General features: G+C 70.8%; 15 protein-coding genes. 4 read left to right on the top strand and 11 right to left on the bottom strand.

What is annotated here, in order from left to right:
- Nucleotides 1-139: 139 nt before the first annotated feature.
- From ACIRJP_RS07125 to ACIRJP_RS07105, 5 genes are all read right to left on the bottom strand, one after another.
- Nucleotides 140-544: a YrdB family protein gene (locus ACIRJP_RS07125; RefSeq protein WP_404169212.1), complete on the bottom strand. Its 405-nt coding sequence runs from the start codon at nt 542-544 to the stop codon at nt 140-142.
- A gap of 162 nt (nt 545-706) precedes the next feature.
- Entirely contained in the window at nt 707-1,825 is a 1,119-nt protein-coding gene (locus ACIRJP_RS07120; RefSeq protein WP_404169209.1) for an IPT/TIG domain-containing protein, read from the bottom strand.
- Between the two features lie 274 nt (nt 1,826-2,099).
- Complete coding sequence (locus ACIRJP_RS07115; RefSeq protein ID WP_404169206.1) at nt 2,100-2,846, bottom strand: IPT/TIG domain-containing protein; 747 nt, start codon at nt 2,844-2,846, stop codon at nt 2,100-2,102.
- 1,483 nt (nt 2,847-4,329) lie between these two features.
- Nucleotides 4,330-4,995 carry a peptide-methionine (S)-S-oxide reductase MsrA gene (gene msrA, locus ACIRJP_RS07110; RefSeq protein ID WP_404169203.1) on the bottom strand — a complete coding sequence of 222 codons (666 nt, stop codon included), beginning with the start codon at nt 4,993-4,995 and terminating at the stop codon, nt 4,330-4,332.
- Nucleotides 4,996-5,088: 93 nt separating this feature from the next.
- A complete protein-coding gene (locus ACIRJP_RS07105; RefSeq protein ID WP_404169200.1) occupies nt 5,089-6,192 on the bottom strand; it encodes a hypothetical protein in 1,104 nt (367 codons plus the stop codon).
- Nucleotides 6,193-6,260: 68 nt separating this feature from the next.
- On the opposite strand from ACIRJP_RS07105, the gene ACIRJP_RS07100 reads away from it, so the two are divergent.
- The gene (locus tag ACIRJP_RS07100; protein ID WP_404169197.1) at nt 6,261-7,406 is read left to right on the top strand and encodes a cystathionine gamma-synthase; all 1,146 of its coding nucleotides are present in this window, start codon (nt 6,261-6,263) and stop codon (nt 7,404-7,406) included.
- 100 nt (nt 7,407-7,506) lie between these two features.
- On the opposite strand, the gene ACIRJP_RS07095 is transcribed toward ACIRJP_RS07100, so the two are convergent.
- The 4 genes from ACIRJP_RS07095 to ACIRJP_RS07080 all read right to left on the bottom strand — a co-directional run bounded on the left by ACIRJP_RS07095 (nt 7,507) and on the right by ACIRJP_RS07080 (nt 9,116).
- Entirely contained in the window at nt 7,507-7,698 is a 192-nt protein-coding gene (locus ACIRJP_RS07095; protein WP_404169194.1) for a DUF1059 domain-containing protein, read from the bottom strand.
- Nucleotides 7,699-7,771: 73 nt separating this feature from the next.
- Nucleotides 7,772-8,020, bottom strand: a complete 249-nt coding sequence (locus tag ACIRJP_RS07090) for a hypothetical protein (protein ID WP_404169191.1) — start codon at nt 8,018-8,020, stop codon at nt 7,772-7,774.
- Complete coding sequence (locus ACIRJP_RS07085) at nt 8,017-8,511, bottom strand: sigma factor-like helix-turn-helix DNA-binding protein (RefSeq protein ID WP_404169699.1); 495 nt, start codon at nt 8,509-8,511, stop codon at nt 8,017-8,019. The genes ACIRJP_RS07090 and ACIRJP_RS07085 overlap by 4 nt, the downstream gene beginning before the upstream one ends.
- A gap of 74 nt (nt 8,512-8,585) precedes the next feature.
- Nucleotides 8,586-9,116, bottom strand: coding sequence for a MarR family winged helix-turn-helix transcriptional regulator (locus ACIRJP_RS07080; RefSeq protein WP_266730107.1), 531 nt, complete (start codon nt 9,114-9,116; stop codon nt 8,586-8,588).
- 156 nt (nt 9,117-9,272) lie between these two features.
- Between ACIRJP_RS07080 and ilvA the strand changes: the two genes are divergently transcribed.
- The 3 genes from ilvA to ACIRJP_RS07065 all read left to right on the top strand — a co-directional run bounded on the left by ilvA (nt 9,273) and on the right by ACIRJP_RS07065 (nt 12,566).
- Nucleotides 9,273-10,502, top strand: a complete 1,230-nt coding sequence (ilvA, locus tag ACIRJP_RS07075) for a threonine ammonia-lyase (RefSeq protein ID WP_404169188.1) — start codon at nt 9,273-9,275, stop codon at nt 10,500-10,502.
- Nucleotides 10,503-10,680: 178 nt separating this feature from the next.
- Nucleotides 10,681-11,715 carry an ATP-binding cassette domain-containing protein gene (locus tag ACIRJP_RS07070; protein ID WP_404169185.1) on the top strand — a complete coding sequence of 345 codons (1,035 nt, stop codon included), beginning with the start codon at nt 10,681-10,683 and terminating at the stop codon, nt 11,713-11,715.
- Nucleotides 11,712-12,566 carry an ABC transporter permease gene (locus ACIRJP_RS07065; RefSeq protein ID WP_404169182.1) on the top strand — a complete coding sequence of 285 codons (855 nt, stop codon included), beginning with the start codon at nt 11,712-11,714 and terminating at the stop codon, nt 12,564-12,566. Before ACIRJP_RS07070 ends, ACIRJP_RS07065 begins: the two co-directional genes overlap by 4 nt.
- Before the next feature lie 67 nt (nt 12,567-12,633).
- Here ACIRJP_RS07065 and greA read toward each other — a convergent pair whose 3' ends face one another.
- Entirely contained in the window at nt 12,634-13,131 is a 498-nt protein-coding gene (gene greA, locus ACIRJP_RS07060) for a transcription elongation factor GreA (RefSeq protein ID WP_093550387.1), read from the bottom strand.
- A gap of 183 nt (nt 13,132-13,314) precedes the next feature.
- Entirely contained in the window at nt 13,315-13,731 is a 417-nt protein-coding gene (locus tag ACIRJP_RS07055; protein ID WP_351264004.1) for a DUF4307 domain-containing protein, read from the bottom strand.
- Nucleotides 13,732-13,771: the final 40 nt, after the last annotated feature.

The raw sequence follows: 13,771 nt of genomic DNA, 5'->3' as shown, positions 1-13,771 counted from the left end.
TGCGTGACCGTGGCCCGGCTGCTCCGCGCGGGGCAGCCGGGCCACGGCCGCGCGGGGCAGCCGTTCGGTCAAGCCGAACGGATCGGACCGCTACTACGACTGCTGCCGCTGCCACTACCCGGCTGCTGGACCGGTCACGTCAGCCGGCCGCGCCACCGTTCAGGCGTCGCCTGAAGGTCTCCGCCAGCCCCGTGTTCACGACCACCACCATCCCGAAGAACACCGCCGCCCCTGAATGCCCCACCGCGTGCACCGCGTACACGCCACAACCGAGCACCACCGCCTTGACCAGCAGAACCCCCAGGAGCGGCAGCCGGATGCGAGCCCGAGGAGCGGCGAACAGCCCCCACACCACGGCGGCGACAGCAGGCGCTCCGACCCCCAGCAGCACCCGGGCCGCCACGCCGTCCCCGGTGGCGATCCCCCACCAGGCCAGAGCGGCCAATGCCGCCACCTCGACGACGAACGCGAGCAGTTCATTGGCCATGAACCAGGCCGGACCCGTCAGGGTGGCAGGAGTGCTGCGGCCTTGGCTCGTCGTCAACGCGAACTCCTCTTCGTGCGGCGGCCGACTGAGGTGGCCGGACCCCGCAGTCGAGCAAGGACGGGAGGATCTTGTCAACGCCGTTGGCGAGCTGTTGAGCCGAGTCGGATCGAACCTTGAGCGGGCCGGGACGGGGAATGTCCGCCGAGCCGACCGGACCGCTCAGACGGCGGGTGGGCCGACTCGGGTGTAGGTAGCGCCGATACTGGTGCCACCCGGGGTGACGACCCTGACGGTGACCGCGCCCAGCACGCCGGGCGGCGCGGTGGTCGTCAACTGGGTGTCGGAGACCACGGTGAAGCCGGCGGGCACACTCCCGAACAGCACGGCGGTGGCATACGTCAGTCCGGAGCCGGTGACGGTCACTGTGTTCCCGCCTGCCGGGGGTCCCTGGTCGGGTACCAGACCGGTGATCACCGGCACGCCCAGATACAGGTAGGTGACGGTGTTGCTCGTGCCGCCGGGCGTGGTGACGCTGACCGGCACGGTGCCGCTGACACCGGGCGGCACCGTAGCTCTGATCTCCGTGGCCGAGAGAATGACGGAGGGGGCGGCCGCCGTCGGGCCGAAGCGAACCGCCGTGGCCTGGAGGAGATTCGCCCCGGTCAACGTCACGGAGTTGTTACCGCTCACCTGGCCGGAGCCGGGGACGACGCTGTTGAGGACCGGTGCGCCGAGGTAGTAGTAGGAGACGGCTTGAGTGCTGGTACCGCCGGGCGTGGTGACCGTGACGGTGACCGGCCCCGGGCCGCCGGTGGGGACCACCGCGGTCAGCTGAGTCGCCGAGACGAGGGTGAACGAGATTGCCGCGTTCACGCCGAAATGAACAGAGGTCGTACCGGTGAAGCCGGTTCCGGACAGGGTGACGGTGTTCTGGCCCGCGAGTGGTCCCTGGGCAGGAGCCACACTGTTCAGAACCGGAGCGGCGACATACGTGTAGGGGATACCGGCGCTGGTGCCGCCCGGGGTGGTGATCGTGACACTCAGCGGGCCGGCGGGTGCGGCGGGGGCGATCGCGGTGACCTGTGTGTCGGAGACGGTGATGAACGCGGCGGCCGTGGCGCCGAAACGGACCGATGTGGCACCGGTGAAGCCGGTCCCGGTCAGCGTGACCGTGTTCCCGCCTTCGGCCGCCCCCTGGGTGGGGGTGAGGGAGCTGATCGTGGGCGTCGCGACCGCTGCGGCGGCCGCCGGAAATGGACTGCTCGTCGTGATCGCGTGGGCCGCCGCAGCCGTCGACGGCTGCGCGGCGTGGGGCATTGAACTGTCGGCGTGCTCCACTGCCGGTCTCCTGTCAGGGCGGTGTGATCGGGGCGTTGTGGACAGGACGTCAAGGACGGGGGTGTTGTGGACGGGATGAGATGAGGGGACCGGAATGTGAGGGTCGGGGCGCCGCCCGGACTTCCTGGCCGGGCGGCGCGAGCGAGTGGTGCGAGTGGGACACCCGCCCGGCCGGGCGCGGAGCGCGCCGGACCGGGCGGGCATCATGCACCGGAAGCGGTACCGGCGCCGGGCGCTGTTCCACACCGGCGGTCGGTGCCACAGCCGTGGCGGATCAGATACCGGGGCCCGCCACATAGGTGAAGGCGCCGACGTCCGTGGCTGTGCCCGCGGGGTTGGAGAGAGTGACGTCGACCGCACCGACGGTACCGGGCGGCGTGACGGCGGACACCGTCGTCGCGTTGACGACCGAGAACGGTGCCGGCACCGAGTCGAACGTGACCTGACTTGTCGAGGTCAGGTTGGTGCCGGTGATCGTCACCGCTGTTCCGCCGGACGTCGGTCCGGAATCCGGAGCGAGCCCGGTGATGGTCGGGACGTCGATGTACGTGTACGACAGACCGTTGTTGGATCCTCCGGCGGTCGTCACACTGACGCTCACCGGCCCGGCTGCCGTACCCGCGGGCACGACGGCACTGACCTGGCTGTCCGACAGCACCGTCGGCGTGACGGTATTGGCGCCGAAGGACACCCCCGTGGCGGTCGACAGACCTGTGCCGCTGATGACGACGGTGTTGCCGCCCGCGGTGGGGCCCGAGCTCACGCTCAGACCTGACTTGAAGGGGGCACCGACGTAGAAGAACGGTAGCGGGTTGCTGGTTCCGCCCGGGGTGGTCACCGTCACGCCGACCGTGCCGGTACCGGACGGTGAGACGGCGGTGACCTGGGTGGGCGAGACGTTGGTGACACCGGTGGCCGGCTTGGCGCCGAAGAGCACCGCGGTGGTGCCCGTGAGGTTGGTGCCCGTGATGGTGACGGTGGTACCGCCACCGGTGGAGCCCTGGTTGGGACTGATTGGCATGATCGTCCTCCGTGTTCCTTGAACTGGCCTCTCGAATCCGGAAGTTGACTTCGAGATGGGCCCGGATCAGGGCCCGTGGCCGCGGCTTGGACCACCGGGACGCTGAATGGCCCCGGCGGACCGCGCTCGTCTCCCGCTCGACCGGTCCCGGGGTCGCCGCTGGGCGAGCCCGGAAAACCCTCCGAAAGGCGCCTGTTGGCAGGGAAGGCTCCGGCATCGGCCGTCCGCCGAGCAGGGCACTCGGAGCCGTGACGAGCCGGTTCGTGCCGCCGGCCCGCGGGCCGTGGCCGGCTGGCTGCTCTCGTGCCCCGATGACGAGGTGTTCGGTGTGCGCGCGATCGCGCACCGCTCACTTGCAGAGGCCGGGGCTGCCACACCAGTCCCTGCTGCTGTTTCGGCAGGGACGACTGGTCGGATCCAAGTCCTCTACAGGGGTGCCCATCGCGGCCATCCTGAGCAAAAGATGCCGAGGCCCATCATGGGTGGGCGGTCGGCGAACAGAACGGTTCCGCGCTCCCCCGGAGAGGGATGGGCGGCCCACCGGTTCGGTTACGCAAGTGACCCATACAACTGGAATATGACACAAGCGCTATGACGTGCAGCCACCTGTTCGGACGAGCGCGCGGGGGGCGGGCACCTCAGTACGCCGGGGGTACCCGAATCTGCCGCTTCTCTCACTGCGCGCTCCCGGGTTGTCGTCCCACTCCGGGGCCATGGGCTCGCCGCGCGCCGTCTCCTCGGCTTCTTCCTCGACGTCGTACGCGGTCAGGTTCTCCAGCCGGAAGGCGGAGCACTCGAAGGAAACGAAGAGCTGTCCGAAAGCCTCGGCAAACAGGCTCTTCTCTACCTGCTCAAGGGCGTGCCTGCGGCGCGCCGGGCAGTCCGGCCGTCCTCGGCCGGGCTGCGGCGTTCCGCCGGTCCCGGCCGAACGGGCTACTGCCCGCGCCCCGAAACGCCGCACATGGTCAGCAGGAAGGTGCCCGCCGGCCAGAAGCAGGCAGGCGGGCACCGGGCGGCTGACCAAGCTGCTGCGGTCCGCCCTGGTGCACTTCTGGCGGGTCGGTCCACTCGGCGGATGCACGTGCCCACGAGCCGTCGGGATGGACGAGATAGGCAGTCCGAGTCTGATCGTCGAGTTCTTCCTGGGCGAGCTCCACGCCAGGCACGGTGAGTTCCAGCACGGACCGCGGCTCCCACGCATTCGCCACGTCCACCATGGGACAGCGCCCCGGCCTGACCTCTTCCCCGTCGGCACCCCGCGCGACAGCGAACCGTTCGGAGCGCAGCAGGCCGAGTTCGTCGACAGAGCCATTGTGGGAGTCAGTCACCGTACGGCTCTGGCACGGGGCGGTGCCGGTGAGAAGCGAATACCCGGCGGGCGGCCCACCCCGCTGTCCTGTGAAGCGGAGGAATCAGCGGGGCAGCTGCCGGGCGGGCCAGATTCGCCGGAGTCGTACCAGCTTTTCCCGTACGAGCCCCGACCTCACCCCTGCGCCGGAGCCACGCCGATCGGGCAGGAGACACCGGTGCCGCCGATGCCGCAATAACCCGCCGGGTTCTTGTCCAAATATTGCTGGTGGTATCCCTCCGCGGGCCAGAACGTGCGGCCCTCCGCCGGGAGGATCTCCGTGGTGATCGCGCCGTGCCCGGCCGCCGTGAGGACCTTCTGGTAGGCCTCGCGGGAGGCTGCCACCGCCGCCTCCTGGGCGGGGGAGTGGGTGTAGATCGCCGAGCGGTACTGGGTGCCCACGTCGTTGCCCTGGCGGAAACCCTGGGTCGGGTCGTGGGACTCCCAGAAGAGCTTCAGGAGCTCGGCGTACGAGACGGTCTTCGGGTCGAAGACGACGCGGACCGCTTCCGTGTGGCCGGTCAGGCCCGAGCAGACCTCTTCGTACGCGGGGTTCTCGGTGTAGCCGCCCTGGTAGCCGGCGAGCGTCGTCCAGACGCCCTCCGTCTGCCAGAACTTGCGCTCGGCGCCCCAGAAACAGCCCAGCGCGAAGTCCGCGACCTCCAGGCCCTCCGGGTACGGGCCCACCATGGGGTTGCCGAGGACCGTGTGGTGGGTGGGGACGGTGAATTCGGGGGTGGGGCGGCCCTTCAGGGCCTCCTCCGGGGTGGGGAGCTGCGGGGTGCGGCGTTGCAGGAACATGCGGGGGCTCCTCCTGGGGTGAGTGTGCAGTGCGTACAACACGGTGGGGGCGCCATGGATTCCGCCCGCCCGGCCGTGAGTGCCCTACGACGGTCAGTGCGGCAGCGTGGCCGGGGTGCCGCCGTTCGCCTCGTAGCCGGCCACCGCCAGCGCGCGGTAGACCGTGTACTCGGCGGCAGGGTCGGGGCCCTGTGTCCAGGGCAGCGCGCCGACGTGGCCGTCGATGTGGACGAGCTGGGCCATCGCCTCCGACCAGCGCTCCATCCGGACCAGGAAGAGGACCAGGAGGTGGCGTACGTGGGCGAGCATCGGGTCGTCGGGGCGGGCGGCGTGCACCGCGAACAGGGCGCCCTCGACCGCCTTGGTCACCACCGCGCTGCGGTAGAAGCCCTGCACCAGATTGACCTCGGGCAGGTGCTCGTACACCGCGAACAGCGGCAGCGCGGCCAGCAGCGAGCCCTGCGGGGCGCGGGCGGCGGCCGCGGTGGCGAAGCGGTCGGCCTCCTCGCGCGAACCGTGCCACTTCTCGCACCAGAAGTGCAGCGCGGCGATGTGCGCGCCCATGTGGGCCGGGGCCCGGTCCATCACCTTCGCCCAGAGCTGGTCGAACTCCTCGTGGGAGTAGCCGAGTCCGCGGGAGACGGCCAGTTCGGTGAGGTACGGAACGGGGTCGCCCGGCGCCAGCAGCGCCGCCTCGCCGCAGACCGTCCGGGCCTCCTCCAGGATGATCCGGAAGTCGTCCGTCCCCGCGGTCGACGAGCGCCACGCCTGCTGGACCAGGAACTCGGCGTGCACCGCCGCGCCGCCCGCGTCCTTGGGCGCCTCGGCCCGCCACGCGCGCAGCCACGCGCCACCGACCCCGGGCCGCTGCGCCAGCTCCAGCGAGGCGGCCCCGGCGAAGGCCTGCACCCGCTGCCAGCGCACCTCGCCCTCCTTGGGCGTACCGGCCAGCAGCTGCGAGGCCGCCCGCCAGTCCTGGGAACGCTGCACGACGTCGAGCACGTCCAGGAGGTCCTGGTCCGGGCCCGGCAGCCGGATGTCCAGCTCCTCCTGGCGCACGAAGCCGTACGCGTCCGGGTCCGCGGCGTCCGGGGAACCCGGCGCGGCCAGGCGGATCCCGCCCCGGCGGCGCAGCACGAAGGGGCCGACGACGGCCGCGAGCATGCACAGGGCGATCAGGAACCAGAGAATCTCCATGCACCCATTGTCACCGGACGGCCCGGTAGTCCGGTGGGCGCCCTCGTGACGAACTACGCTCGGGCCCCATGAGCGACCAGCACAGCTTCGAGACCCTCGCGATCCACGCGGGAAACACCGCCGATCCCCTCACCGGCGCCGTAGTTCCGCCCATCTACCAGGTGTCCACGTACAAGCAGGACGGCGTGGGCGGACTGCGCGGCGGCTACGAGTACAGCCGCAGCGCCAACCCGACCCGTACCGCCCTGGAGGAGAACCTCACGGCCCTGGAGGGCGGCCGCCGCGGGCTCGCCTTCGCCTCCGGCCTCGCCGCCGAGGACTGCCTGCTCCGTACGCTGCTGACCCCCGGCGACCACGTGGTCATCCCGAACGACGCCTACGGCGGTACGTTCCGGCTGTTCGCGAAGGTCGTCTCGCGGTGGGGCGTCGAGTTCTCCGTCGCCGACACCTCGGACGTGGCGGCGGTGCGGGCGGCGATCACCCCGCGCACCAAGGCGATCTGGGTGGAGACCCCGTCCAACCCGCTGCTCGGCATCACCGACATCGCAGCGATCGCCGGTGTGGCCCGTGCCGCGGGCGCGCGCCTGGTCGTCGACAACACCTTCGCCAGCCCCTACCTCCAGCAGCCCCTGGCCCTGGGCGCCGATGTGGTGGTGCACTCCACCACGAAGTACATGGGCGGCCACTCGGACGTCGTCGGCGGCGCGCTGATCGTCAACGACCCGGAACTCGCCGAGGAGTTGGCGTACCACCAGAACGCGATGGGCGCGGTCGCCGGACCGTTCGACGCCTGGCTGGTGCTGCGCGGCATCAAGACCCTCGCGGTCCGCATGGACCGGCACTGCGAGAACGCCACCAAGGTCACCGACCTGCTCACCCGGCACCCCAAGGTGACCCAGGTCCTCTACCCGGGGCTGCCCGAGCACCCCGGCCACGAGATCGCCGCCAAGCAGATGAAGGCGTTCGGCGGCATGGTGTCCTTCCGGGTCGAGGGCGGCGAGGAGGCGGCCGTCCAGGTCTGCAACCGGGCGAAGCTGTTCACCCTCGGTGAGTCGCTGGGCGGCGTCGAGTCGCTCGTGGAGCACCCGGGCCGCATGACGCACGCCTCGGCGGCGGGCTCCCCGCTGGAGGTGCCGGCCGACCTCGTCCGTGTCTCCGTCGGCATCGAGAACGCCGACGACCTGCTGGCCGACCTCACGCAGGCGCTCGGCTAGGGCCTGTCCGGCGGATCAGGGTCGGACAGGCCCTGGAGGCACCGCGAAAGATCCGGGCGGGCTCGAACGTTTCGAGTCCGCCCGGATGTCCGGGGTCTCGTCAGGCGTCGACCTGCTCGTCCTCCAGCATCGCCCGGATCTGCTCGCGCAGTTCCGGGCTGTCGGTGTGTTCATGGACGGAGACCGCGTGTTCCGTCGCGGCCCGTACGACTTCCTCCTCCTCACCGGAGATGGTGAGCGAGCAGTGCGACACACTCGGATGCTTGCGGCAGTCGGCGATCTTCCTGGTCATGGCAGCCTCCCGCGGACCATTGCGCAGGACCGCAATCCCGTGCATTCCAGGATAGTTCGCCAGCCAGGACCGCCTACCAGCCCTCCAGAGGCGTCGTCTCGGCCGGTGGTACCTCCCAGGGGTGTACCGCCATCGCCCAGACCGTGAAGGCCACCACCGCGACGCCCGCCAGCACCAGCATCAGCCGGCGGACGAACAGCCGCCGGCGCAGCATCCGGCCGCCGCGCTGCGACGCCCGCCGCGCCAGATCGGCGGGCACCTGCGGATGCGGGCCGTCCAGCATGCGCCGGACCTCGTCCTCCCGGTCGCCGCTGCGGCTCACCGCGCGACCCCCAGCGGGCCCGCCGGGCCCCGCCGCGCCGTGGGACGGCGGGTGCCGCGCATCGTGGCCACCGAGCGGTTGCAGAGCGCCCGCACCCGGTCCACCGGAAGGCCGAGCAGCGCCGCGGTCTGCTCCTCCGCGACCCCCTCGTACAGCCGCAGTACGAGGACGAGGCGCTCCTGCGGGGTCAGCGGGTCCAGCAGACCGCCGCGCGGCCGGTGGTGGTGCCAGACCTCTTCGGCGAACCGGACGGCGAGCTCACGCCGGGTGCGGTCGTACGGGTCCTCGCCGCGCAGCCGGTCCCACTGCGCGTACGCGCAGGCCAGCGCGGCCGTCAGCAGCCGCTGGGCCCGGGGATTGGCTCCCGGCGGCCGCATGGGCTCGGCGGTGAGCAGCGTGGCGGTGTGCAGCAGGCGGCCGGCCGCGCCCGCGACGAAGGTCTCGAACTCCTGGGCGCGGCGCCGCTCCCGGCCCGTCTGGCGCTCTCGCACAGTCCACATCCGAGCCCCTTCGCGGGCTCCTGGTCAAGAGGCGTGCAGCAGGTCGGCCCGGGGCCGGGGCGCCCTCAGCCGGCCGGAGGCGCCTGGTGCGAGGTCTGGCGGGCGGCCAGCGACGCGTTGAACCGGGTGAGCAGTGCGCAGAACGTCTCGCGCTCCTCGGCCGTCCAGCCGTCCGTCACCTGCGTCATGAGCTCGCGGCGGGAGCCGCGGACCTCGTCCAGCCGGGCCTGGCCGCGCGGCGACAGCTGGAGCACGACGGCCCGGCCGTCCTCGGGGTGCGAGGTGCGCTTGACCAGCCCGGTGTCGACGAGCGGGGCGACCTGCCGGGTCACGGTCGAGGAGTCGATCCCCATGCCCGCGGCGAGTGCCTTGACGCCCATCGGCCCTTCCCGGTCCAGCCGGTTGAGCAGGAGATATGCGGCCCGGTCCATGGAATTGCGTACCTGGCCGACACCGCCGAGGCGGGTCTGCTCGGCACGGCGGGCGAATACCGCGACCTGGTGCTGCAGAGCGTCGAGGACGTGGTCGGAACCCGTGGGTTCGGGGGCGGCGCCCCCGGAAGGAGACGCAGCTGTCGTCATGTCCTGAGGGGGCATGGCCGGGGGCTCTCTTCGTGCGGTGTCGGATGGGTGGGGGACAGAGTACGCGGCCACGGGGCAACGCGTACCAGCGCTGCGCAAACCCGTGGACAACGGCCCAGGAGGGGACGGGACGCGGCGGCCGGTGCCCTGCCGAGCTGCAAGACTTACCGTATGAACTTCCGCGCGACCGGCCACTTTCCCCCGTTGATCCTCGACGACGTCCGCGGAGCGCAGAAGATGCTCTCCGGCGTCGCCAGGACGACCGCCATGGAAGGCAGCCGCCACCTGACCGACCTGGTGGGCGCGCCGGTCCACCTCAAGTGCGAGAACCTGCAGCGGACCGGCTCGTTCAAACTGCGGGGTGCGTACGTACGCATCGCGGGGCTGTCGCCGGTGGAGCGGGCGGCCGGGGTCGTCGCCGCGAGCGCCGGAAACCATGCGCAGGGTGTCGCACTCGCGTCTGCGCTGCTCGGCGTACGGTCGACGGTCTTCATGCCGGTCGGGGCGCCGCTGCCGAAGGTGGCCGCCACCCGCCAGTACGGGGCCGAGGTCCGGCTGCACGGACATGTCGTCGACGAGACGCTGGCCGCCGCGCAGGAGTACGCGCAGGAGACCGGTGCGGTCTTCATCCATCCCTTCGACCACCCGGACATCATCGCCGGGCAGGGCACGGTGGGCCTGGAGATCCTCGAACAGTGCCCCGAGGTGCGGACCATCGTCGTGGGGATCGGCGGCGGCGGGCTCGCGGCGGGCATCGCGGTGGCGGTCAAGGCGGTCCGGCCCGATGTACGGATCGTCGGGGTGCAGGCGGCGGGCGCGGCCTGCTACCCGCCCTCGCTGGCCGCGGGCCATCCGGTGTCGATCGATTCGCCGACCACGATGGCGGACGGCATCAAGGTGGGGCGCCCCGGGGATGTGCCGTTCGAGCTGGTCAGGGAGTTGGTCGACGAGGTCCGTACGGTCTCCGAGGACGAGCTGTCCAGTGCGCTGCTGCTCTGCCTGGAGCGGGCGAAGCTGGTGGTGGAGCCGGCCGGGGCGAGCCCGGTCGCGGCGCTGCTGAGCGATCCGAAGTCGTTCCACGGGCCGGTGGTCGCGCTCCTGTCGGGCGGCAACGTGGACCCGCTGCTGATGCAGCGCATCCTGACCCACGGCATGGTGGCGGCCGGCCGGTACCTGAGCCTGCGGCTGCGGCTGACCGACCGCCCCGGCGCGCTGGCCACGCTGCTGGGCGTGCTCTCGGTGGTCGACGCCAATGTGCTCGACATCGGTCATGTGCGGACCGATCCCCGGCTCGGGCTCACCGAGGTCGAGGTGGAGCTCCAGCTGGAGACGAAGGGACCGGAGCACTGCGCGGAGGTCTCGGCGGCGCTGCGGGACGCGGGCTATCTGGTGATGGACTGAAAGGGCCGGCCCGTACCGGCGCCGAACCCTTGTCTGTCGCGATGTATCGCGTTACGTTTGCTGCCGGCGCCGGGTTGTCGCGGGCATGCCTGCCCTCATGCGTTCACCAGGCGCGGAAAGACCGTCAAACCTAGGATCTGTTGAGGAAGTCACCCGAACGCACTGGGGGGAATCCCGTATGCCAGGCGCCATTTATGCCGAAGGACTGGTGAAGACCTTCGGCGATGTACGAGCACTCGGCGGTGTCGATCTCGATGTGCCGGAAGGCACCGTCCTCGGACTTCTCGGCCCCAACGGCGCAGGCAAGACGACCGCCGTGCGCGTCCTCACCACACTGCTCAGGCCCGACAGCGGCAGGGCCGTCGTCGCGGGCATCGACGTACTGAAGAAGCCCAACGAGGTACGCAGATCGATCGGCCTCTCCGGCCAGTTCGCCGCGGTCGACGAGTATCTGACCGGCCGTGAGAACCTCCAGATGGTCGGCCGGCTCTACCAGATGACCGCACGGGACGCGAAGGCCAGGGCGGGAGAGCTGCTGGAGCGGTTCAACCTCGCCGACGCCGCCGACCGCACGGCCAAGACGTACTCCGGGGGCATGCGGCGCCGCCTCGACCTGGCCGCGGCACTCGTCGTCTCCCCGCCGGTCATGTTCATGGACGAGCCGACCACCGGCCTCGACCCGCGCAACCGGCAGCAGCTCTGGGAGGTCATCGAGGAACTCGTCGCGGGCGGCACCACGTTGCTGCTCACCACGCAGTACCTGGAGGAGGCCGACCATCTCGCCCACGAGATCTGCGTGATCGACCACGGCCTGGTCATCGCCCGGGGCACCTCCGACGAGCTCAAGGCCCGCACCGGCGGCGAACGCGTCGAGGTCGTGGTCCACCAGCGCGACCAGATCGAGCCGGCCCGCGCCGTCCTCGCCCACCTCGGCAAGGGCGAGGTCGCCGTCGCCGAGCACATGCGCAAGCTGACCGTCCCGGTCCTCGGCGGGGCCAAACTGCTGGCCGAGGTCATCCGCGACCTCGACGCCCGTGGCGTGGAGATCGACGACATCGGGCTGCGCCGCCCCACCCTGGACGACGTCTTCCTCTCGCTGACCGGCCACACGGCGGGTACGCAGAACGGCGACGGAAACGGAAACGGGAACGGCGACACGACCGGGACCGGGGCCGCCGCCGGCCCCCTGGCGGGAACGGAGGCGGTCAAGTGAGCGCGACAACCGGAACGCCCGTGACTCCCGCCGTCTCCAGGGCGGGCGGCGGGATCGGGCAGTCGATGCGCGACTCGCTCGTCATCGCCCGCCGCAACCTCATCCGGATGGCCCGGATACCCGAGATGATCATCTTCGGGCTCATCCAGCCGATCATGTTCGTCGTGCTGTTCAGCTACGTCTTCGGCGGCTCGATGATGATCGGCGGCTCCACCAGCCCCGTCGAGTACCGGAACTTCCTGATGGCCGGCATCTTCGCGCAGACCGTCACCTTCGCCACCGCCGGGGCCGGTGCGGGCATCGCCGACGACATGCACAAGGGCCTCATCGACCGGTTCCGATCGCTGCCCATGGCGCGCGGCGCGGTGCTCACCGGCCGTACGCTCGCCGACCTCGTCCAGACGACGCTGACCCTGCTGGTCCTCGCCGTCGTCGCGCTGCTGGTCGGCTGGCGCACCCACGAGAACATCGGCAAGGTGCTCGGCGGCTTCGCGCTGCTGCTCCTGCTGGGGTACGCCTTCTCCTGGATCGGGGCGCTGATCGGCCTCTCGGTCCGCACCCCCGAGGCGGCCACCTCCGGCGGGCTGATCTGGCTCTTCCCGGTGACATTCATCTCGAACGCCTTCGTGCCCACCGAGAACATGGCGAGCTGGCTCCAGCCGATCGCCGAATGGAATCCGTTCAGCGCCACCGTCCAGGCGTGCCGGGTGCTCTTCGGCAACCCGGGCGTGTCGCCGTCGGACGCCTGGCCGATGGTGCACCCGGTCTGGGCGTCGCTGATCTGGTCCCTGATGATCCTGGTGGTCTTCCGCACCCTGGCGGTGCGCAAGTACCGGCAGGTGGCGGTCTGAGCACAGCCGCACATGCCAGGAGCCCCCGGCCCGACGGGCCGGGGGCTCCTGGCATCGGTGTACGGGATCAGCCGGTGTACGGCTTCGCCGCGAGGATCTTCACGGTGGCCGTCTTGCCGTTCGGCAGCTCGTACTCGGCGTCGTCGCCCATCCGCTTGCCGTTCACGCCGGTGCCGAGCGGCGACTGCGGGGAGTACGTCTCGATGTCCGAGCTCGCGTACTCGCGGGAGGCGAGCAGGAAGGTCATCGTGTCGTCCGGGTCGCCGTCGAAGGCGATCGTCACGACCATGCCGGGCTCGACCACGCCGTCGTCGGCAGGTGCCTCGCCGACCTTCGCGTGCTCCAGGAGCTGGGTCAGCTGGCGCACCCGGAGCTCCATCTTGCCCTGCTCCTCCTTGGCGGCGTGATACCCGCCGTTCTCGCGCAGGTCGCCCTCCTCACGGGCCGCCGCGATCTTTACGGCGATTTCCGTGCGCGCGGGACCAGACAGGTACTCCAGCTCGGCCTTGAGCTGGTTGTACGCCTCCTGCGTGAGCCAGGTGACGTTTTCGCTGGTCTGGGTCACAGGGTGCTCCTCGTCGGTACTGGGAATACAAAGCATCGCCCTACCCGTAAGCATGTGCTTCCACGGGTGGGCGAAACCACGAGCCTAACAATTCCGCAGGAAAAGGGGGAGAAGGTAAAACGTCGGGACCGCGTAGACGCAGGTCAGGCCCGGACACGGTGGTTCAGGACCGGCGCGCGCCGGTCAGTGGGAGGCCCCGCCGTCAGTGGTGCAGCCCAGCAGCTCGACGCTGGTGGCCCTGGCCGTCGTACGCAGCGAAACGATCCGGTCGATCCGGTCGGTGCGCTCGTCGAAGCGGAAGTCCTTGCGGGCCACGTCGCTGCCGTCCTCGTGCTGCGCGCGCAGGGTGCAGTAGCCCTTGGCGTCCTTGTCCTTGCGCACTTCGAGGTGGATGTCGACGCGCTGGTCCGAGACGACCTGGCGCTTGATCACCTCGGCGCTGATGCCCTGGCCGGTGACGTAGTCGTAGCCGATCCAGCCGACCACAGCGAGAAGCACGACGCCCAGCACCGAGCCGATGATCTTGAGCTTGCGGTCCGCGAGCTGGTCCGCGGAGCGGCCGTAGCGGTTCTCCGGAAGCGCTTCGCGCACCGCCGTCATGATCGTTCCTCCCGTGCCGGGGATCGAGGAATTTTCCACC

Origin of the sequence: Streptomyces sp. NPDC102437 (assembly GCF_044765565.1) — a bacterium.
GTDB lineage: Bacteria > Actinomycetota > Actinomycetes > Streptomycetales > Streptomycetaceae > Streptomyces.
This window is presented reverse-complemented; position numbering and strand designations above follow the sequence as displayed.

Excerpts from the sequence above, each read along its gene's own strand:
- ACIRJP_RS07100 (WP_404169197.1), top strand. The coding sequence starts at position 6,261 with ATGAGCGACCAGCACAGCTTCGAGACCCTCGCGATCCACGCGGGAAAC.
- ACIRJP_RS07115 (WP_404169206.1), bottom strand. The coding sequence starts at position 2,846 with ATGCCAATCAGTCCCAACCAGGGCTCCACCGGTGGCGGTACCACCGTC.
- ACIRJP_RS07105 (WP_404169200.1), bottom strand. The coding sequence starts at position 6,192 with ATGGAGATTCTCTGGTTCCTGATCGCCCTGTGCATGCTCGCGGCCGTC.
- ACIRJP_RS07055 (WP_351264004.1), bottom strand. The coding sequence starts at position 13,731 with ATGACGGCGGTGCGCGAAGCGCTTCCGGAGAACCGCTACGGCCGCTCC.
- ilvA (WP_404169188.1), top strand. The coding sequence starts at position 9,273 with ATGAACTTCCGCGCGACCGGCCACTTTCCCCCGTTGATCCTCGACGAC.
- ACIRJP_RS07070 (WP_404169185.1), top strand. The coding sequence starts at position 10,681 with ATGCCAGGCGCCATTTATGCCGAAGGACTGGTGAAGACCTTCGGCGAT.
- ACIRJP_RS07080 (WP_266730107.1), bottom strand. The coding sequence starts at position 9,116 with ATGCCCCCTCAGGACATGACGACAGCTGCGTCTCCTTCCGGGGGCGCC.
- msrA (WP_404169203.1), bottom strand. The coding sequence starts at position 4,995 with ATGTTCCTGCAACGCCGCACCCCGCAGCTCCCCACCCCGGAGGAGGCC.
- ACIRJP_RS07095 (WP_404169194.1), bottom strand. The coding sequence starts at position 7,698 with ATGACCAGGAAGATCGCCGACTGCCGCAAGCATCCGAGTGTGTCGCAC.